Annotated in this window: 18 protein-coding genes; 13 read left to right on the top strand and 5 right to left on the bottom strand. The window is 66.6% G+C overall.

The features are described 5' to 3' along the window. Window positions 1-137: 137 nt before the first annotated feature. The 8 genes from benA (at window position 138) to ACQKQA_RS01955 (ending at window position 8,630) form a co-directional block, all read left to right on the top strand. Window positions 138-1,499: a benzoate 1,2-dioxygenase large subunit gene (gene benA / locus ACQKQA_RS01990; RefSeq protein ID WP_427552950.1), complete on the top strand. Its 1,362-nt coding sequence runs from the start codon at window positions 138-140 to the stop codon at window positions 1,497-1,499. Beyond that, window positions 1,499-1,987: a benzoate 1,2-dioxygenase small subunit gene (gene benB / locus ACQKQA_RS01985; RefSeq protein WP_427552948.1), complete on the top strand. Its 489-nt coding sequence runs from the start codon at window positions 1,499-1,501 to the stop codon at window positions 1,985-1,987. Before benA ends, benB begins: the two co-directional genes overlap by 1 nt. Before the next feature lie 10 nt (window positions 1,988-1,997). After that, window positions 1,998-3,011, top strand: coding sequence for a benzoate 1,2-dioxygenase electron transfer component BenC (gene benC, locus ACQKQA_RS01980; RefSeq protein ID WP_427552946.1), 1,014 nt, complete (start codon window positions 1,998-2,000; stop codon window positions 3,009-3,011). Between the two features lie 49 nt (window positions 3,012-3,060). After that, window positions 3,061-3,834 (top strand): 1,6-dihydroxycyclohexa-2,4-diene-1-carboxylate dehydrogenase, encoded by a 774-nt coding sequence (locus ACQKQA_RS01975; protein WP_427552944.1) that lies wholly within the window; start codon window positions 3,061-3,063, stop codon window positions 3,832-3,834. 208 nt (window positions 3,835-4,042) lie between these two features. After that, window positions 4,043-5,380: an MFS transporter gene (locus ACQKQA_RS01970; protein WP_427552942.1), complete on the top strand. Its 1,338-nt coding sequence runs from the start codon at window positions 4,043-4,045 to the stop codon at window positions 5,378-5,380. Window positions 5,381-5,475: 95 nt separating this feature from the next. Beyond that, on the top strand, window positions 5,476-6,681 hold the full coding sequence (locus ACQKQA_RS01965) for a benzoate/H(+) symporter BenE family transporter (protein WP_427552940.1): 1,206 nt from the start codon (window positions 5,476-5,478) through the stop codon (window positions 6,679-6,681). Between the two features lie 277 nt (window positions 6,682-6,958). Next, window positions 6,959-8,053: a hypothetical protein gene (locus ACQKQA_RS01960; protein ID WP_427552938.1), complete on the top strand. Its 1,095-nt coding sequence runs from the start codon at window positions 6,959-6,961 to the stop codon at window positions 8,051-8,053. 223 nt (window positions 8,054-8,276) lie between these two features. Next, entirely contained in the window at window positions 8,277-8,630 is a 354-nt protein-coding gene (locus tag ACQKQA_RS01955; protein WP_427552936.1) for a DUF1428 domain-containing protein, read from the top strand. 181 nt (window positions 8,631-8,811) lie between these two features. Here the strand turns inward: ACQKQA_RS01955 and ACQKQA_RS01950 are convergent, their stop codons facing one another. Continuing rightward, entirely contained in the window at window positions 8,812-9,018 is a 207-nt protein-coding gene (locus tag ACQKQA_RS01950) for a tautomerase family protein (RefSeq protein ID WP_427552935.1), read from the bottom strand. A 67-nt stretch (window positions 9,019-9,085) separates the two neighbouring features. After that, window positions 9,086-9,820: an SDR family NAD(P)-dependent oxidoreductase gene (locus ACQKQA_RS01945; RefSeq protein ID WP_427552933.1), complete on the bottom strand. Its 735-nt coding sequence runs from the start codon at window positions 9,818-9,820 to the stop codon at window positions 9,086-9,088. Window positions 9,821-9,937: 117 nt separating this feature from the next. Here ACQKQA_RS01945 and ACQKQA_RS01940 point away from each other — a divergent pair, with 117 nt between their 5' ends. Further along, a complete protein-coding gene (locus ACQKQA_RS01940) occupies window positions 9,938-10,858 on the top strand; it encodes a LysR family transcriptional regulator (protein WP_427552930.1) in 921 nt (306 codons plus the stop codon). Window positions 10,859-11,087: 229 nt separating this feature from the next. Beyond that, window positions 11,088-11,537: a hypothetical protein gene (locus ACQKQA_RS01935; RefSeq protein WP_427552929.1), complete on the top strand. Its 450-nt coding sequence runs from the start codon at window positions 11,088-11,090 to the stop codon at window positions 11,535-11,537. An 86-nt stretch (window positions 11,538-11,623) separates the two neighbouring features. On the opposite strand, the gene ACQKQA_RS01930 is transcribed toward ACQKQA_RS01935, so the two are convergent. Next, window positions 11,624-12,670 carry a class I SAM-dependent methyltransferase gene (locus ACQKQA_RS01930; protein WP_427552927.1) on the bottom strand — a complete coding sequence of 349 codons (1,047 nt, stop codon included), beginning with the start codon at window positions 12,668-12,670 and terminating at the stop codon, window positions 11,624-11,626. 347 nt (window positions 12,671-13,017) lie between these two features. Beyond that, window positions 13,018-13,875, bottom strand: coding sequence for a CAP domain-containing protein (locus tag ACQKQA_RS01925; protein WP_427552925.1), 858 nt, complete (start codon window positions 13,873-13,875; stop codon window positions 13,018-13,020). A gap of 194 nt (window positions 13,876-14,069) precedes the next feature. Between ACQKQA_RS01925 and ACQKQA_RS01920 the strand changes: the two genes are divergently transcribed. Together ACQKQA_RS01920 and ACQKQA_RS01915 are read left to right on the top strand one after the other, a co-directional pair. After that, window positions 14,070-14,681, top strand: a complete 612-nt coding sequence (locus ACQKQA_RS01920) for a cell wall hydrolase (protein WP_427552923.1) — start codon at window positions 14,070-14,072, stop codon at window positions 14,679-14,681. Between the two features lie 205 nt (window positions 14,682-14,886). Next, complete coding sequence (locus ACQKQA_RS01915; protein ID WP_427552921.1) at window positions 14,887-15,573, top strand: GNAT family N-acetyltransferase; 687 nt, start codon at window positions 14,887-14,889, stop codon at window positions 15,571-15,573. A 12-nt stretch (window positions 15,574-15,585) separates the two neighbouring features. On the opposite strand, the gene ACQKQA_RS01910 is transcribed toward ACQKQA_RS01915, so the two are convergent. Beyond that, a complete protein-coding gene (locus tag ACQKQA_RS01910) occupies window positions 15,586-17,826 on the bottom strand; it encodes a DNA/RNA non-specific endonuclease (RefSeq protein WP_427552919.1) in 2,241 nt (746 codons plus the stop codon). 209 nt (window positions 17,827-18,035) lie between these two features. Between ACQKQA_RS01910 and ACQKQA_RS01905 the strand changes: the two genes are divergently transcribed. Continuing rightward, window positions 18,036-19,706, top strand: a 1,671-nt coding sequence (locus ACQKQA_RS01905) for a TonB-dependent siderophore receptor (protein WP_427552917.1), incomplete at its 3' end; no start/stop codon positions are given.

Here is a 19,706-nt window from a genome sequence, read left to right as displayed (position 1 = left end):
AGGGTTGCAGGGCGGCAGGTCCACCGCGCCACAGGCCCCTGCAGAAAACGGATAGGGGTCTGCACGCACTGGATATTGCCGCGATACCCCCCGTCCTAGCATGGCCTTGCCTGATAAAAACAATGGAGGCGGCGGCCATGTCCCTGCGACCCGAATACCTTCACTCACTGCTCGAAGAAGACCGTGACCGGGGCGTCTACCGCTGCAAGCGGGAGATGTTCACCGACCCACGACTGTTCGACCTGGAAATGCAGCACATCTTCGAGGGCAACTGGTTGTACCTCGCCCACGAGAGCCAGATCCCCAACAAGAACGACTACTACACCACCACCATGGGCCGGCAGTCGGTCTTCATCGCGCGCAACAAGGACGGCCAGCTCAACGCCTTCCTCAACGCCTGCAGCCACCGGGGCGCCATGCTCTGCCGGCACAAGACCGGTAACAAGGCGTCCTACACCTGCCCGTTCCACGGCTGGACCTTCAACAACTCCGGCAAGCTGCTCAAGGTCAAGGACCCGGCCGCCGCGGGTTATCCGTCGAGCTTCAACTGCGAAGGCTCCCACGACCTGACCCGCGTCGCGCGCTTCGAGTCCTATCGCGGCTTCCTGTTCGGCAGCCTCAACCCCGACGTGCTGCCCCTGGTGGAGCACCTGGGCGAGTCGGCGAAGATCATCGACATGATCGTCGACCAGTCCGCCGACGGCCTGGAAGTGCTGCGCGGTTCGTCGAGCTACATCTACGAAGGCAACTGGAAGCTCACCGCCGAGAACGGCGCCGACGGCTACCACGTCAGCTCCGTGCACTGGAACTACGCCGCCACCCAGAGCCAGCGCAAGCAGCGCGAAGCCGGCGAAGAGATCAAGACCATGAGCGCCGGCAGCTGGGCCAAGCAGGGCGGCGGTTTCTACTCCTTCGACAAGGGCCACATGCTGCTCTGGACCCGCTGGGCCAACCCCGAGGACCGCCCGCTCTACGAGCGCCGCGACGAACTCGCCCGGGACTTCGGCCAGGCCCGCGCCGACTGGATGATCGAGAACTCGCGCAACCTGTGCCTGTACCCCAACGTCTACCTGATGGACCAGTTCAGCTCGCAGATCCGCATCGCCCGGCCGATTTCGGTGGACCGCACCGAGATCACCATCTACTGCATCGCGCCCAGGGGCGAGAGCGACGAAGCCCGGGCCCGGCGCATCCGCCAGTACGAAGACTTCTTCAACGTCAGCGGCATGGCCACCCCGGACGACCTGGAGGAATTCCGTTCCTGCCAGATGGGCTACCAGGGCAGCGGCAGCGCCTGGAACGACATGTCCCGGGGCGCCGAGCACTGGGTCGAGGGCGCGGACGAGGCAGCGAAGGAAATCGACCTGCAACCGATCCTCAGCGGCGTGCGCACCGAAGACGAAGGCCTGTTCGTGATGCAGCACAAGTACTGGCAGGAAACCATGCTCAAGGCGGTGGCCGCCGAAACCGCGCGCAGCATTCCCGTGGAGACCCTGTGATGAACATTGCCTACGACGCCGTGCGCGACTTCCTGTACCGCGAAGCGCGCTACCTGGACGACAAGGACTGGGACAGCTGGCTGGAGCTCTACGCCCCCGACGCCACCTTCTGGATGCCGTCCTGGGACGACAACGACACCCTCACCGAAGACCCGCAGCGGGAAATCTCGCTGATCTGGTACGGCAGCCGTTGCGGCCTGGAAGACCGGGTGTTCCGGATCAAGACCGAGCGCTCCAGCGCCAGCATTCCCGACACCCGCACCTCCCACAACCTGAGCAATATCGAGGTGCTGGAGCAGGCCGACGGCCTGTGCCGGGTGCGCTTCAACTGGCACACCCTGAGCTTTCGCTACAAGACCGTCGACAGCTACTTCGGCACCAGTTTCTACACCCTGGATGTGCGTGGCGAGAACCCGCTGATCCTGGCCAAGAAAGTCATCCTGAAGAACGATTACGTTCGTCAGGTCGTCGATGTCTACCACCTCTGAGGCGACTGCCATGACTCATCAAATCGCACTCAATTTCGAAGACGGGGTAACCCGCTTCGTTGCCGCCAATGCCGGGGAAACCGTGGCCGACGCGGCCTACCGCCAGGGCATCAACATCCCCCTGGACTGCCGCGACGGCGCTTGCGGCACCTGCAAGTGCTTCGCCGAAGCCGGGCGCTACGACCTGGGCGAGGAGTACATCGACGACGCGCTGACCGCCGACGAGGCCGAGCAGGGCTTCGTCCTGACCTGCCAGATGCGCGCCCTGAGCGACTGCGTGGTGCGGGTGCCAGCCTCGTCCGATGTCTGCCGCACTGCCCAGGCCACCTTCGACGCCACCATCAGCGCGGTGCGCCAGCTGTCCGACAGCACCATCGCCCTGTCGATCAAGGGCGAGGCCCTGAGCAAGCTGGCATTTTTGCCGGGGCAGTACGTCAACCTCGGCGTGCCCGGCAGCGAGCAGACCCGCGCCTATTCCTTCAGTTCGCTGCAGCGCGACGGCGAGGTCAGCTTCCTGATCCGCAACGTGCCGGGCGGCCTGATGAGCAGCTTCCTCACCGGCCTGGCCAAGGCCGGTGACCCCATGCGCCTGGCCGGGCCCCTGGGCAGCTTCTACCTGCGGGACATCCGCCGGCCGCTGTTGCTGCTGGCCGGTGGCACCGGACTGGCGCCGTTCACCGCGATGCTGGAGAAGATCGCCGAGCAGGGCAGCGAACATCCGTTGCACTTGATCTACGGGGTGACCAACGATTTCGATCTGGTGGAGATGGATCGCCTGCACGCCTTCGCTGCGCGCATCCCCAACTTCAGCTTCAGCGCCTGCGTGGCCAACCCCGAGAGCGCGCACCCGCTCAAGGGCTACGTGACCCAGCATATCGAGCCCAGGCACCTGAACGACGGCGACGTGGATGTGTACCTGTGCGGCCCGCCGCCGATGGTCGAGGCGGTCAGCCAGTTCATTCGCGAGCAGGGCATCGCCCCGGCCAATTTCTACTACGAAAAATTCGCCGCCAGCGCGGCCTGACCCGCTGCGCTTTTTCTGTAGGAGCGCGGTGTGGCATAGAGGTTTTCAGATGAACAGATTCCAGGAAAAAGTCGCCCTGGTCACCGGGGCGGCGCAGGGTATCGGCCGGCGGGTGGCCGAGCGGTTGGCCGAGGAGGGCGCGCGGCTGGTGCTGGTGGACCGCTCCGAGCTGGTGTTCGAGTTGCAGGCCGAACTGGCGCCACGGTTTGAGGTGCTAGCCTTGACCGCCGACCTCGAGCAGTACGCCGAATGCAGCCGGGTGATGGCCGCCGCCGTCGAGCACTTCGGGCGGATCGACGTGCTGGTCAACAACGTCGGCGGCACCATCTGGGCCAAGCCCTTCGAGCACTACGAAGAGCAGCAGATCGAAGCCGAAGTGCGCCGCTCGCTGTTCCCCACCCTGTGGTGCTGCCATGCGGCGCTGCCCTACATGCTGGAGCAGGGCCGCGGCGCCATCGTCAACGTGTCGTCCATCGCCACCCGCAGCATCAACCGCGTGCCCTACGGCGCGGCCAAGGGCGGGGTGAATGCCCTGACCGCCTGCCTGGCCTTCGAGACCGCCGGGCGCGGGGTGCGGGTCAACGCCACGGCCCCTGGCGGCACCGAGGCGCCGCCTCGGCGGATTCCGCGCAACAGCGCCGAGCAGAGCGCCGAGGAAAAGGTCTGGTACCAGCAGATCGTCGACCAAACCGTCGACAGCACCCTGATGAAACGCTACGGCACCATCGACGAACAGGCGGCGGCGATCCTGTTCCTGGCCTCCGACGAAGCCTCCTACATCACCGGCCTGGTCATGCCGGTAGGCGGTGGCGACCAGGGCTGAAGCCCTCCACGAACCGACGACTCGATGGACCGATGAATCGCCGGACTGTGTAGGAGCGAAGCTTGCTCGCGATGGCGTCCTGTCTGACACACCGCGGCGCGTCCATCGCGGGCAAGTCGGATCGCCGCCCGCTCGCTCCTACAGAAGCAAAGGCAAATGCAACACCAGCTGCGCAATCTTAAAAAAACAACAACAAGAGTCAGATGCCATGCGAAACATAGACAGCAATCAATTGATCGACGAGGCGCGGTTCAACGCCTTTCACTGGCGCGTGCTGTTCTGGTGCGCGCTGATCATCATCTTCGACGGCTACGACCTGGTGATCTACGGCGTGGTGCTGCCGGTGCTGATGCGCGAGTGGGGCCTGAGCCCGCTGCAGGCCGGGGCGCTGGGCAGTTACGCGCTGTTCGGCATGATGTTCGGCGCGCTGTTTTTCGGCTCGCTGTCGGACCGCATCGGGCGCAAGAAAGTCATCGCCATCTGCGTGGTGCTGTTCAGCGGCTTCACCGTGCTCAACGGTTTTGCCAGCACCCCTGCGCAGTTCGGCATCTGCCGCTTTATCGCCGGCCTCGGCATCGGTGGGGTGATGCCCAACGTGGTGGCGCTGATGAACGAATACGCGCCGAAGAAAATCCGCAGCACCCTGGTGGCGATCATGTTCAGCGGCTATTCGGTGGGCGGCATGCTGTCCGCCGGCTTAGGGATAGTGCTGCTGCCGGCTTTCGGCTGGCAGTCGGTGTTCTACGTGGCGGCGATTCCGCTGTTGCTGCTGCCGCTGATTCTCAAGTTCCTCCCCGAGTCGGTGGGCTTCATGCTGCGCCAGGGCCGGGAAGAGGAAGCGCGCCAGGTGTTGCAACGCGTCGAGCCAGGGTTCGTGCCGCAGCCCGGCGACCAGTTCGTCACCGGTACCCTCAAGGCCGCCGGCGCGCCGGTGGTGCAGCTGTTCCGCGAAGGCCGGGCGCTGAGCACGCTGATGCTGTGGGTGGCGTTTTTCTGCTGCCTGCTGATGGTCTACGCCCTCAACTCCTGGTTGCCCAAGCTGATGGCCAGCGCCGGTTACGGCCTGGGGTCGAGCCTGATGTTCCTGCTGGTGCTGAACTTCGGGGCGATCTTCGGCGCGGTGGGCGGTGGCTGGATCGGCGATCGGTTGAAGCTGCAAAAGGTGTTGGTGGTGTTCTTCGCCGTGGCCGCGCTGTCCATCAGCCTGCTCGGCTTCAAGAGCCCCACCAGCCTGCTGTACGGGCTGATCGCGGTGGCCGGGGCGACCACCATCGGCACGCAGATCCTGGCCTATGCCTGCGTCGCTCAGTTCTACCCGATGGCGATCCGTTCCACCGGCCTGGGCTGGGCCTCGGGTGTCGGCCGCAGCGGGGCCATCGTCGGGCCGTTGCTGGGCGGCGCGCTGGTGGGTATCGAGCTACCGTTGCATTACAACTTCATGGCCTTTGCGCTTCCGGGGGCGGTGGCGGCGCTGGCGATGTGTTTCGTCTACCAGCGGCCGGTCAAGGCGCTGCCACTGAGCCAGGCCAGCGCACCGTCGCTGTAGCGGTGTCCATGGCCGGCGCAGGCGCTTGAGCGGTTCGTTCGAGGGCCTGCGCCGGCCGTTCAGTCATGCCATGCCTTAAGGGCTGCGGAGCTTGCATGCGGCAGTTGATCAAGGATTTTTCGTTGTCGGCACTGGTGGCCGGATTCATCGCCACGCTGATTTCCTATGCCGGGCCGCTGGTGATCATCTTCCAGGCGGCCAAGGCCGCGGGTTTGCCCCAGGACGTGCTGTCGTCCTGGGTCTGGGCGATTTCCGTCGGCAGCGGGGTGCTGGGGATCGTCCTCAGCCTGCGCTACCGGGTGCCGCTGGTGATCGCCTGGTCGGCGCCGGGCTCGGCCTTGCTGGTGGTGCTGTTACCGGGCATCGGCCTGGACCAGGCGGTGGGCGCCTACCTGGTGGCCAGCGCGCTGATCCTGCTGGTGGGGCTGTGCGGCATCTTCGACAAACTGATCGGGCGGCTGCCCTCGGCGATTTGCGCGGCGATGCTGGCGGGCATCCTGTTCAATTTCGGCACCGGGCTGTTCCGCTCGATCCAGGACCGGCCGCTGCTGGTGGGGGCGATGTTCGTCACCTACCTGCTGGGCAAGCGCCTGGCGCCGCGTTATGCGGTCTTGGCGGTGCTGCTGGTGGGCTGTGCCCTGTCCCTGGGGGCGGGGGACATCGACCGTTCGGCGCTGGTGATCGGCCTGGCCACGCCGCGCTGGATCAGCCCGGCGTTCAGCTGGAACGGCGTGCTCAACGTGGCGTTGCCGCTGGTGGTGGTGGCCCTGACCGGGCAGTTCGTGACCGGCATCGCCGTGCTGCGCAACGACGGCTACCCCACGCCGGCCAGCCCGATCATCGCCAGCAGTGGCCTGGCCAGCTTGCTGCTGGCGCCGTTCGGCTGCCACGGCCTGAACCTGGCGGCGATCACCGCAGCCATCTGCACCGGCCGCGAAGCCCACGAAGACCCGGGCAAGCGTTATGTGGCCGGGGTCATGGGCGGGGTGTTCTACCTGCTGCTGGGGATCTTCGGCGCGACCCTGGTCTCGCTGTTCAGCGCCTTTCCCCGGGCGCTGATCGCGGCCCTGGCGGGGCTGGCGCTGTTCGCCGCCATCGGCGGCGCCCTGAGCAGCGCCATGGCGGTGCCGCGGGATCGCGAGGCGGCGTTGATCACCTTCCTGGTGACGGCCTCGGGCATGTCGCTGTTCGGCTTGTCGGCGGCCTTCTGGGGGCTGCTGTTCGGCCTGGTGGCCCATGGCGTGCTGAGTTGGAAGCGCCCGCCAGCGCCGGTCGCGGTTCCGACCCAGGCGCGGAATTGAGCGGCGGCCCTGTCGCGAAATCCTTGCCCGGCTGAGCATCGTCCCGGCGGCCCAGGCTGACCGCGACTGACCCGATCCGGTAGACGCGAGCGGGCGGCGCTCCGACGGGCCGCGGTGTGTCTGGTCGGACGCCATCGCGGGCAAGCCTCGCTCCTACAGGTGGGGGTGCAGACCCCGAGTCCTATACTCAATCCAGGCATGGGCGTGCGGTACCCGGTTCAAGCCTGCCCGGTCGTGGGTGGGTGGCAGGGGTCGACGCTGTGCGAGGGTTGCCATCGTGTTCCTGCGTGCGCTGCTGGTGGTGATGCTGCTGGTGCTGGCCGGATGCGCCGTGCCCCAGCGTGTGCGCGAGGCGGTGGCGCCGGTGGTGGTGCCGGCCGCCACCTGGCGCCAGGTGGACCAGGACATCGCCCAGGCGTCGCGACAGGCGGTGCTGCAGGTCAAGGTCTTTGCCCGCGGCTCCATGGAGCACTGGCGGGTGCGGGTCTACGCGGTCACGGAAGAAACCTTCATCCCCTGGTTCAGCAGTTACTGGACCCAGGAATGGATGGCGATGAAAGTCAGCTGGTACAGCCTCAGCGCCGGCGACGAAAAGGACGCGCCGGCCACCCATCTGGCGGCCTATCTGCAGGAGCAGTACCAGGAGCAGGTGCTGGCGCCGGTGGCGACGGAGATCGACCCGGACGCGATCCTCGGCCAGGCCACGCAGTTCTATGTCGATCTGCTGGAGCAGCAGGTGCAGCAAATTGCCCAGCGCTATCGGCTGCCAGCCGCGCAGCTGAATCAACGGCTCAACGGCATCAAGGCGATCCGCCTGGGGCCTCCGCCGGCCCGGGATGCCTCGTTGTATCAGGTCCTGCACACCCGGCCCCTGACCACGCTGCCGGCCTATTCGGCGCTGTACCAGCAGATCCATAGCGCCCCCGCGGGCACCGGCGAGGTGTCGTCCCAGGCGGGGATCGTCTCGGTGGCCCGGCAGGCCAGCGAAAAGCTCGAAGCGCAGATGGCCGGCCGCGGCATTGCCGGCGCGGCGTCGGCCGTGGCCGGCAAGATCGCTGGGGCGGTGATCTCCCTGGGGGCGGCGGGGTTCCGCGCGATCGCCCATGAGAGCGACCGGGCCGAAACCGAAGCGCAGATGCGCCAGAGCCTGGGCAAGGCGTTCGACCTGGCCTGGCTCAAGCTGCTGAACAACACCGGCAACGGCGTGATGGCCGGCACCTATTACCTGGCCGGGCAGATCGAGGGTGAGCTGGACAAGCGCATCGCCCAGGAAGCCCCGGCCGACATCGGCCCGCAAACCCTGCCGGAAGCGGCGAGCCCGTCCATCGGCGTGCCGCAGCCAGCCCCGGGCCAGTACTGGACGCCACCGTGATGAGTCGCCGTTTTGCAGGAGCGGGCGGCGCTCCGACTTGCCCGCGATGGCGGCGTATCGGGAAGAACGCTGTAGCAGGCCGTCGAACAGCCATTGGTCGTTTTTCTCCTCCGGCTGTCGATTACCCGGCTTCCCGAACGACCAGTTCATAGATCGACCGGCCAGGGCGGCGGTCGAATCTTTCGTTCCTTTCAAGCAACGTTTTTCAGACAGGAGCAGGATCATGTCTTATGTCGATGGTTGTGTGATGGCGGTCCCCACCGCCAACCAGGAAGCGTTCAAGCGCCATGCGGAAATCGCGGCGGTGGTGTTCCGGCATTACGGCGCCCTGAGCGTGGTCGATTGCTGGGGCGACGACGTGCCCGAGGGCAAGCTGACGTCGTTCCCCATGGCGGTCAAGCTCGAACCGGGCGAAACCGTGGTGTTCTGCTGGATCATCTGGCCGTCTCGGGAGATCCGCGACGTGGGTATGCAAAAGGCCATGGAAGACCCGCGGTTCAAGCCCGAGGTCAACCCGATGCCGTTCGACGGCCGGCGCATGATTTACGGCGGCTTCAAGATGCTGGTGAACGCCTGAGCAAGGCGCATCAGGCTGGACGCTATCGCGGGCAAGTCGGAGCGCCGCCCGCTCGCTCCTACAAAGGCGTGACCCTACCGCGGTTTTGTGCCGGGCGCCGAACCTGTAGGAGCCAGGCTTGCCGGCGATGCGGTATGTCAGGCAGGCAAAAGGGCGGGCCGTACGACGGCCCGCCCTTTTTTCACTCCGCCGTTCGCTGGCGGTATTCGGTGGTGGTCATGCCGGCGTAACCCCAGTTATCGGTGTCGACTTCCTCGATGACGATATGGGTCAGTTCCGGTGCCTTGTTCAGCGCCCGTTGCAGGGTTTCGGTGATTTCGCGGATCACCTGGGCTTTCTGTTCCCGGGTCACGCCGTCGCGGGTGATGCGTACGTTGACGAAAGGCATGGTCGTTCTCCTGAAGACAAGGTTGGGCTTGCAAGGGGCGGGAGGCAGCTCGCGCCTCCCAGCGGTTTTACCATTTGCCGCTGCTCATGCCGCCATCCACCGGCAGCACCACGCCAGTGGTGAAGTCGGCGCTGGACAGGTAGAGCACGGCGTCGGCGATTTCCTCGATGCGTCCGACCCGGCCGGCCGGTTGCAGGCCGTCGAGGAAGGCGCGGTGCGCCGGGTCGTGCATCGGCGTGTCGATGATCCCCGGGGCCACGGCGTTGACCTGGATATTGAACGGCGACAGCTCCAGGGCCAGGGCGCGGGTCATCTGGTTGACCCCGCCCTTGACCAGCACCGGCAACGCTGCCGGCACCGCCAGGTTCGGTTGCAGCGCGACGCTGGCGCTGATGTTGACGATGTGCCCCTGGCGCCGCTCGATCATGTGCCGCGCGGCGGCCTGGGACGCGTAGACCACGCCCTTGAGATTGGTCTCCAGCAGGCTTTCCAGCTCCGCGGCGCTGTAGTCGACAAACGGCTTGGGCAGGAAGAAGCCGGCGTTGTTGACCAGCACATCCACCTGGCCGAAGCGGGCGACGGCATGCTCGACCAGCCGCGTGGCAGTGGCCGGGTCGGCGATGTCGCCTTTGATGCCGAGAAAGCGCTCGCTATTGCCCAGGGTTTCGGCGGCCGCGGCCAGCCTGGCCTCGGAGCGGGCATTGCCCACCACGTTATAGCCGCGGGCCAGAAAGGCCTGGGCCAGGCCGAGGCCGATGCCGCTGGAGGCGCCGGTGATGATGACGGTTCGAGTGCTGTTCATGACGATAATCCTGTGCGGGTGAAGAGGGGTTTCAGCGCTGTTGGGCAGGACTATATTTGTGCGTGGGATACTGATAAATAGCGCTTCTGGCACTTCACTTGATACACGGTGTAATCAATGTCGCGACAATTCGACGATGTGCTGCTGGGCAGCATCGAGCTGTTCTGCCTGGCGGCGGAGGTCGGCAGTTTTACCGGCGCAGCGCTGGCGGCCGGGGTCACGCCGGCGGCGGTCAGCCGCTCGGTGTCGCGCCTGGAGGAGCGGCTCGGTGTGCGTTTGTTCGTGCGCACCACCCGCAGCATCCGCCTGACCGACGGCGGGCGCGATTACCACCAGCAATGCCGCAGCGCGCTGAACCAGATGCTCGAGGCCGAGCGCCAACTGACCGGGCAGCAACTGGAACCTTCCGGCACCTTGCGCATCAGCTTGCCGACCACCTACGGCCATCTGCGGATCTTGCCGCTGCTGCCGGCGTTTCGTCGGCGCTACCCGCAGGTGCGGGTGGAGGTGAACCTGAGCAACCGCAATATCGATTTTGTCGAAGGCGGCTACGACCTGGCGATCCGGGTACGTGCGCAACCGGATTCCGGGCTGACCGCGCGCTTGCTGGAGGACGCCGCGCTGGTGGTGTTCGCCGCCCCGGATTACCTGGCGCGGGCCGGTACCCCGCGGCATCTCGACGACCTGGCGCAACACGAGTGCATCCAGTTCGAGCTGCCCAGCAGCGGCCGGCGGATCCCCTGGCTGTTCAACGGCCCCGACGGCCCCTGCGAAGTGCTGGCCGAGAGTGCCTACGTCTGCTCCGAGGACCTGCTCGGCGGCGTGACCCTGGCCAAACATGGGGCCGGCCTGTTCCAGACCTATCGCTTCATGGGCGAGCGCGAACTGGCCGAGGGCTCCCTGGTGGAAGTGCTCCAGCCTTATGCCGGGCGCTCCCGGCCCTTCAGCCTGCTGTATCCCCACGGTCGGCATGTGCCGTTGCGCTTGCGGGCCTTTATCGACTTCTTGCTGGAACAACGGCAAGGCTGGTCAAGCTGAAGTCGGCTGGAGCGGGGCCGGAGAAGGGGACAAGCGCGGGGACAAGTGCGGGGACAAGTGCGGGGACAAGTGCGGGGATGTGCAGCCCGCCAGGGATTGGTTAGTATGGCGGCCGGGCTTCCTGGGCGCCCGCCTCGCGAAAGCGCAAGCACCTTTCATATCCCGCAAGCACAAGGCTTGCATACCCCTCCTGGCCCATAGCGAGCAGGCCGATTCTTCTGGAGTTGGTATGCCTATCAAGAAATCCATTCGTCGTTCACCCGCCAGTCAGGCCGCCGGCCTGGTCCTGCGCGAAGCCAAGCGCCTGCACCGCGGTGCCACCTGTGGTGCCCTGGCCTGCGCCTTGCCGATCCTGCGGCGCCTGTTGGCGAGCAACAGCCTGCCGGGCCTGACGTTGCCCGAGCTGTATCGACAGCGGGACCGGGTGCAGCGCAAACACCTGTTGCGCACCCTGGCCAGCGAGGCCGGGTTTGCCAGTTGGGAAGCCTATCGCCAGGCCCTCGACGAACTGGCGCCCGAGCAGTTGCAGCACTTCGAGCTGGTCTACCGCCAGGCGGGGCACCTCAACTGCTGGTTCTCGTCAGCGACCGAAGCCCGGGAATACGTGGCCAGCCACGGCGGGCGGCTGCTGAGCGTAGGGCAACAGGCGGTGGTCCTGGTGGACCTGCCGGCGGCCTAAGGCAAGCGCGGCACCCGGGATCTCCCCGGGTGCCGCTTTTTCATGGGGACGCGACACCTGGATCAACAACACACAGCACTGCGTTTCTATTTGCGGGCTTCGAGTATCAGGTTGAACGGGGTCTGCGCCGCCCGGCGGAACTGGCTGAACCCGGCTGCGCCGAAGACCTGGCGCAGGCGCGCTTCGCCGGCTTGGGCACCCAGCCCCAGGCCGACTTCCTGGGACAGCGAGTTGGGCGTGCAGATAAAGGTCGAGGCGGCATAGTACAGCCGGCCGACCGGGTTGAGGTTCTGGTCCAGGTGGTCGTTGGCGAAGGGCTCCACCAAGAGCACGCTGCCGTCGTCCTTCAGCGCCTGGAACGCCTGTTGCGCGGCGCCTACCGGGTCGCCCATGTCGTGCAGGCAGTCGAAGTAGCAGATCAGGTCATAGTCGTTGCCGGGAAAGGTCTTGGCGCTGGCCTGTTCGATGTGCACGTTGCCCGTCACCCCGGCGTCCTCGGCCCGTTGCCGGGCGGTGACTACGGAGGGCTCGTGGTAATCGAAAGCGTAAAACTGCGAAGCGGGAAAGGCCTGGGCCATGATCACCGTCGAGGCGCCGTGCCCGCAGCCGATGTCCGCCACCTTGGCCCCGGCCTGCAGTTTGTCCACCACGCCGTCCAGGGCCGGCAGCCACTCGGCCACCAGGTGCGCCCGATAGCCCGGACGGAAGAAGCGCTCGGTGCCGCTGAACATGCAGGGGTGATGGTCGCCCCAGGCCAGGGCGCCGTCGCCGCGCATCGCGGTCAGCAGTTTGTCCTTGTCGTGGAACAGCGCCGCGACCACCACGGCGCCCCCGGCCACGTACACCGGCGAGTCCTCGATGGCCAGGGCCAGGGCCTGTTCTTCCGGCAGGCGGAACTGGCCGTCCTGGTGCTCCATGTAGCCGGACGCCGCATGGGCGCTCAGCCATTCGCGCAACAGGCGCGCGTTGCAGCCGGTCCTGGCGGCCAGGGTTTCGGGGCTGACGAACAGGCTGTCGGCCATGGCCCGGTACAGTCCCAGTTCTTCGCCGACGATCATATTGGCGAGCATCGCCGCGCCGCCCATGTCGGACACCAGCTTGCCCATGAAATCGTTGAGTCTGGCTTCGTCCATAGCCTGCTCCTTTGCAGAGAAGGTCGCTGCCGCGCACGGCCCGGCAGTGGCCGGATGAATGCACAAGGCACCCGCCGGGAGGCCAGGTCCCGGCTGGGCCGAACGGGTGGGCCTGGCAGGGCAGGCCGGACGTCGATGCACGGGCGCCTCCGGTACGGGCGCGGTGCCGGGTACCTTGCAGGGCGGATGAGGGTGGCCATCGGTTCGGCGCAGGGCGGCAGGGAGCCGCACGCTGGCCTGGGGACGCTCGCGGGTGTGGCCCTGGCAGGTAGGCTTGAGTCTAGTACGGCGGCGCCGGGCCGCCGGGTGGTCCGATAGGGGGCCCGGACGGGACGCCGACCGGTGATTCAGGGCGTGCCGAACATGGCCGTCCAGTAGATGCCGGCATCGCTTTTCGGGTCGACCGCATAGGCCGCGCCCAGCTCGCGATACCGCGGGTTCATCAGGTTGGCGCAATGCCCGGGGCTGGCCAGCCAGCCGTCGAGCACCTTGGGCACGCTGTCCTGGCCGGCGGCGATGTTCTCGCCGATCTGCTGGCCGGCGTAACCGGCCAGTTCGGCGCGGTCGCCGGGGGTGCGGCCGTCGCGGTCCTTGTGGTCGAAGAAGTTGTGGTTGGCCATGTCCCGGGTATGCTCCTGGGCCGCGCTGGCCAGGGTGGCGTTCCAGGCCAGCGGGGTGGTGGCGGCGAAGATCTGGTTGCCGCACTGGCGCGGCTGCGCGCGGGCACTGTTGAGGGCGGCCAGCAGCTTCTGGCCCTCGGCCTGCCAGTCGCCGAGGCGCGCGGTCAACAGCGGCCGCGCCAGGACGATGCGCCATTCCTGGCCGGTACGGCTGACGCCGATATCGACGAACTGCGGGTCCAGCACCACCTGGCAGAAACTTTCCTGCACCGCCTTCATGGCCGCCTGCGCATTCCGCGGCCCGGACAGGCTGATGGCCTGCACATTGACCATCGGGTAGGCGTTGTTCGCCAGGGCCTGCTGCAGGTTGCCGGCGCTGGTGGCGGGCAGCACCAGGCGCGGGTCGGCAGCCAGGGGTGGCAGTTCCTGGGACGCCTGGCCGGCGCAGCGCTGGGCCTGGCTGCGGTAGCTGTTGATCGACGCCACCAGTTGCGTCTCGTCGCTGGCCACGGCGGCGCTGGCGAATGCCAAGTTCAAGGTCAAGGCCAACAGGGTCGGTGGCAGGGCGGATGATAGGCAGCGCATGGAGGTCTCCCTTGGGCGAATTGCGCCCATGATGCGCGATTTCGCCCGGCCCGGCGCAAGGTCTTTTTTCTGCCGGCGGGCAGCTCTGTCCGGCCATGACCGGCAGGCTGGCGGCGAACTACACTCAACTACGCCCGCCGCCGGTGCTGCCGGTCGGGGCGGCTTGCCTGTGCCCATGTTGCCAAGGTGCGACCATGCGCCCGAAAGCGATTGCCAGCGTTCTTGCGATCCTCCTTGGCGGGGGGCTGGTGCTGATTGCGGGCAAAATCACCGACCCCGAGACGGCGGAGGACAAGGCCCAGGTCCTGGAGCGCAAGGCCGCGGACCAGCAACCGGCGCCCCGCAGCGAAACCATCACCCCCAGCGAAGTCCAGGCGGTGGACCCGGCCGGCGTTGCGCCGCTGGACGATGCCATTACCTGCCTGGCGCGCAGTATCTACTGGGAAGCCAAGGGCGGGGCTGCCGCCGACATGGAGGGCGTGGCCAGCGTAGTGCTCAACCGGCTCGGCCATGAGGGCTTTCCCGATACGGTGTGCGGGGTGGTCAAGCAGGGCTCGGAGCAGCATGCCTGCCAGTTTTCCTGGTGGTGCGACGGGCGGGCGGACCAGGTGCAGGAGGACGAACCCTATGCGAGCGCCAAGGAAATCGCGCGTAAGGCCCTCAACCAGCAACTCAAGGACCGCACCGGCGGCGCCCTGTATTTCCACGACCGGCATGTGCACCCCGAGTGGGCCCGGGAATACCGCAAGACCGCCGAGACCGGGAAGTTCCTGTTCTACAAACCCCGTGGTGATAGCGCCCGTTAGCCCGGCGCATACCGTTGTCGGCGCGAGCGGCTGCTGATCCGGCTTGCCCGCGATGGTGTCCGGCCTGATACACCGCGGCGCCCGCATCGCCGGCAAGCCTGGCTCCTACAGAAGCAGATCGCGGTATACGGCCAGGGCGCGTCAACAGGTATCATGCGCGCCCAGCCGTCACCGGCGTGCCTCAACCTTCGGAGCCCCACGCGCAATGCCCACCTTCAGTCACTTCCAGACCCCGTGCCCGGAGGCCGTCAACAGCCAGATCCTGCAGATGGTGGTCGACTACCTGAGCGATATCAGCGCGGTGGCGCTGCCGCCGAGCAACCTGCTGTACAACGTCTACCAATACGCCATCGGCTACGAAGTGCACCTGTACCTGGCGGCACTGGACGGCTCCAAGGGCATCGCCGTGGAGTTGCTGGTGGCCACCGACGATGACGACCCGGAGCAGGTGCTGGGTTTCGCGCTCTACCTGCCGGTCAAGGACGACCCCCAGGCCTGCGGCGTGGCCTATATGGCGGTGCGCGCCAGCCACCGGCGGCGCGGAATCGCCCGGGCGCTGCTGGCCCGGGTACGCGAGCGTTACCCCCAGGTCGAACTGGCGTGCGCGGTGGGCAAGGTGGCCTGGTTCGAGGCGCTGGGCTTCCAGGTGCTGGGCGTGCGCGGCCCGCAGGTGCTGATGAGCACCCACGATCAGGCCTCCGACGGCTTGATGGGCGTACTGGATACGGCACCGATCTACCGCTCGCTGGAGGTGCGGCAGATTCACAGCTACCTGCTGCAAAAGCATGGCAAGCGGGCGATGCTCGACGCGGAAAAACAGCGCGACCGCCATCTGGACCAGCTGACCCGTCAGGCCCAGGCCCTGGTCAGCGAGCGCCTGAGGCTGCACTGAGGCGGCGCGGTGTCACCGGTCGGGTTTCAGTCGCCAGACCCCGGCCGCCGGGCGTTCGGACGGGTACTGGTCGGCGGCCATGATCGACGGTGCCAGGGAAATCCCCGTGAGCAGGCAGATGGCCGTGAGCGGCACCTTCTGCTTCTGGAAGGCCTTGGCCAGGTCCAGGGCGGCTTCCTTGACGTCGAGGCCGAACTCCTGGATGACGTCGCTCTGATCGAACAGGAAACCGTAGGCCAACAGTTCCGGGGTGCGTGATTCGTCCTTGGGCACTATGACGATTTTCCAGAAGCGGGTCGGGTAGCGCACCGGCCCCTTGCCGAAGTCCTGCTCCATGCAGGAGCTCTGGTCCAGTACCGGGCCGGCGAAGATGATCGCCTGGCCGCCGCCGGCTTCGATCTGTTCGGCCAGTTGGTTTTCGAAGTAACCCCAGACCCCTTTGCGACCGCGGTATTCGGCGCCGTCGGGGGACTCCTGGTTGAACAGTTCGTGCTGCGGCGTGCAGTTGGTCCAGTGGTAGGTGTCGGCGTTGGCGTACTCGGTGTCGAGCCCCGGCTGCCCCCAGCAACTGTCTTCGCGGCGCACGATATGGCCGCGGTCGAAGTTGCCGGCCGGCCCGTAGATATCGCCGTTGGTGAGCTGGTAGCGGCTCGGCACCCGGCGGTCGAGGCGCCAGCTTTCGCCGCCGAACGCCCGGCGCGCGCGGGTATCGCCACGGACCTCCGGCCGGTAGTCGGCATTGGCGGCGGTCCACATCGGCAGCCGGTAGTCCTTGTTCATCACCAGGGAGTAGTGATGGTAGGGCAGGGCCAGCGGCGCAGTGTCATCCAGGCCGGCGAGTTTCATCGGCGGTACGTTGCGCGCCGAGGCCAGGTGTTCGCGGTAGTCGCCGACCCGGTAGAGCTGGGCCAGCAACGGCCCCTCGAGGTAGGGCGGCGGGACGTTCACCCCGAGAAAATCCGGGTCGTAGCCTGTGCGGGCTTCATAGTCGAGGTCGAAGCTCAGGGCCTTTTCCACGGCCTTTTCCGGCGTCGGCGTGGCCGGCAGCGGCTCCCCAGGCGTCGCGCCGAGGATCGAGATCAGGGGCGCGGCGCTGTCCGTGGCCTGGCCGGCAAGGTTGATGGTGGTGGGGCCGCAGATATGGAAGATGTTCTGGGACATGTCGGCCATTCCTTGGCGTCGCGGCGCAACGGGCAGGGTTTCATTGACGCTGAGCGCGGCCACCAGCGGCGCGGCAGCGGCCAACGGATCGGCGGTCAGCTCCATGAGCCGGGCCAGCAGTTCGGCGGGCCGGCCACTCAGTTGCCGGGCCTTGAGCGCGCTGATGATGCTGCTGACCCGGGTGCCTTCGTTGGCCACCCAGTCGATGGTGCTTTCCTCGTCCCCTTCGGGGTTCCAGATGCTGTGGTCGGTCTTGAGGATGTTCCCGGCCTCGTCGGTCCTGGGAATGCCGCAGTGATGCAGGGCGATCAGCTCCCAGTTGTCGCTGAACACCGGGGAGCCGGAGGCGCCTTCGGCGGTGTCGGTCTCGTAGTGCAAAAAGCCCTGGTCGAGAATGTCCAGCAGGCGGTTATGGGTGGTGGCGTACTGCCGCGGTCCGCCGTCGGGGTGCTGGATGATGTTCATCGGGCGGCCGCGCAGGGTCTTGCCGGTGGCCTCAATCAGGCGGATGCAGCCATAGTCCGATAGCGCCTCGCCGCGGGTGCCCAGTGGCGAGATGGCCACCAGGCAGAAGTCCAGCGTCTCGTCGACGAGGTAGAACTGGTCCGGCTGCAGGTTGAAGTAGGTGCCTTCGTTGATGCCGCGTTCCTGGCGCTCGTAGAGAAAGTTGGCGGCACAGTCCACCGCGTCCACGTAGCGGGGAAACACATGCTGGTTGGTCAGCAGCAGGTTGGGCGAGACCAGGAACCCGGTGGCGAAACCCTCGACCACCGTCCCCGGGCTTGGGGCATTGACCAGGCGGGCCACGGGCCGTGCCGCCAGGCGCGCGGCTTCGCTGGGGGCATAGAAGGTCGGGTCCCAGGTGCCGATCCGCCGTTCCAGCCCGGCCCGGGCCAGCATCGAGCGGGTGTTCTCGCGGGCCATCCACTTGGCCAGCTGTTGCGGCGAGTCACCGGCGCCAGGGCCCAGCTCGCGGATGCGCGACAGCGATTCGGTGCGGTCGGCGGCTTGCCGGTTCCAGCGTTCGAGGGCTTTGGCCATGTTGCTTCTGCGGGCAGTGGCAACGGCGTCGGGTGTGTTGCTCAAGGGCACCTCCTGGCGACGGCGGGGAATCCATTCGGGCAGGTGATGTGAGCGTAGACAACCCGGGTCGGGGGCGACGGCTGGCGTGCTGCCAGCTCGTCGGAAGCTGCCTGGATCAGAAAAAATCCATGGCGGGAGCGCCGGGGGGATTTACCGCGAATGAGACGCTGATTACAATGATAATCATTGCTATTTAAACCCTCCCTCGAGTGCTCATCTTGAAGCCATCCTGTTCGCGTGCCCGCCGTAAAACCCTGATCAAACGCCTGTTGCCACCCTTGTCCTGCTGCCTGGTGGCCAGCCCGCTATGGGCCCAGGACGCGGTCGAACTGCCGGCCACCGATATCCAGGCCGACCGCCTCACCCAGGACACGGGCTACACCACCTCCCAAGCCAGTACCGCGAGCAAAAGCGCTGTGCCGATCAAGGAGGAGGCGCAGTCGATCAATGTGGTGACCCCGCAGACCCTGGCCGATTACCAGGTGCAGTCGCTGGAGGACGCCATGAAGTTCGTCAGCGGCGTCACCCAGGGCAACACCCTGGGCGGTTCCCGGGACTCGCTGATCAAGCGCGGTTTCGGCACCAACGACGACGGCTCGATCCTGCGCGACGGCGTGCGTTCCAACTTGGGGCGCAACTTCAGCGCCACCACCGAGCGGGTCGAGGTGCTCAAGGGCCCGGCCTCGATGCTCTACGGCGCCCTGGAGCCGGGCGGGCTGATCAACATCATCAGCAAGCAACCCGAATACACCCAGAGCACCACGCTCAGCGGCTCGGCCTACAGCGAAGGCGGCGGCAGCATGGCCCTGGACACCACCGGCCCGCTGGGTGATACCGGCCTGGCCTACCGGCTGATCGCCGAGCGCGGCCATGAAGACTACTGGCGCAACTATGGGGTCAACGAACACACCCTGGTGGCGCCGTCGCTGACCTGGACCGGCGAGCGCGCCAGCCTGACCCTGAACTACGAATACAACGACTATTCCAACCCCTTCGACCGCGGCACCGTATTCACCAACGGCCATCCGGCGGACATCGACTACGACAAGCGCCTGGACGAACGCTGGGCGAAAAGCACGGGCATCCGCGAAGTGGCCAGCGCGCGCTTCGAGTATCAGTTGAGCGATGCCTGGAAGACCCGCGTCACCTACGGCTGGAACAACGACCGCTACAGCCTGTCGATCGCCCAGCCCAACAGCCTGACCGGCAATATCCTGCGCCGCGCCGCCAACGGCGCCCACTACGACGATGAAACCCGCTATGCCAGCTGGGACTTCATCGGCCAGCAGGAACTGTTCGGCCAGCGCCACGACCTGCTGCTGGGCGTGGACAGCGAGCATTCCGACCAGTACCGCGGCAAGACCTACCGCAACACCGCCCAGGGCGGCTTCAACATCACCGCGCCGGTCTACGGCCGGCTGGACGAGCCGAGCCTGGTCAGCGCCACGCAGAGCAACCTGCGCAACCAGCTGACCTCGAGCTCGGTGTACTTCAAGGACAACTGGCACTTGGACGACCAGTGGATCCTGGTCTTCGGCGGCCGCCAGCAGCACTACGACCAGTACAGCGACCAGGGCCTGGGCAAGAGCTACAAGCTCAACCGCGACAGCAACGGCGATGCCTTCGTGCCGTTCCTCGGCCTGGTGTTCAAGGCTACCGACAGCCTGTCGCTGTACGGCAACTACAGCCGCTCGTTCAAGCCCAACACCGACGTCGACGACAGCGGCAAGACCTTCGATCCGGAGGAGGGCCGCAGCTACGAGATCGGCGCCAAGTACGACCCGCTGCCGGGCTTGAACATCAACCTGGCGCTGTACGACATCGAGAAGAAGAACGTGGTGACCACGACCACGGTCAACGGCGTGAGCCTCTCGGAAGCCGCCGGCAAG

Source organism: Pseudomonas sp. NPDC089530, from assembly GCF_050280705.1.
Classification (GTDB): Bacteria; Pseudomonadota; Gammaproteobacteria; order Pseudomonadales; family Pseudomonadaceae; genus Aquipseudomonas.
The sequence above is the reverse complement of the archived record's forward strand: the minus strand, read 5'-3'. Positions and strand labels throughout refer to the sequence as shown.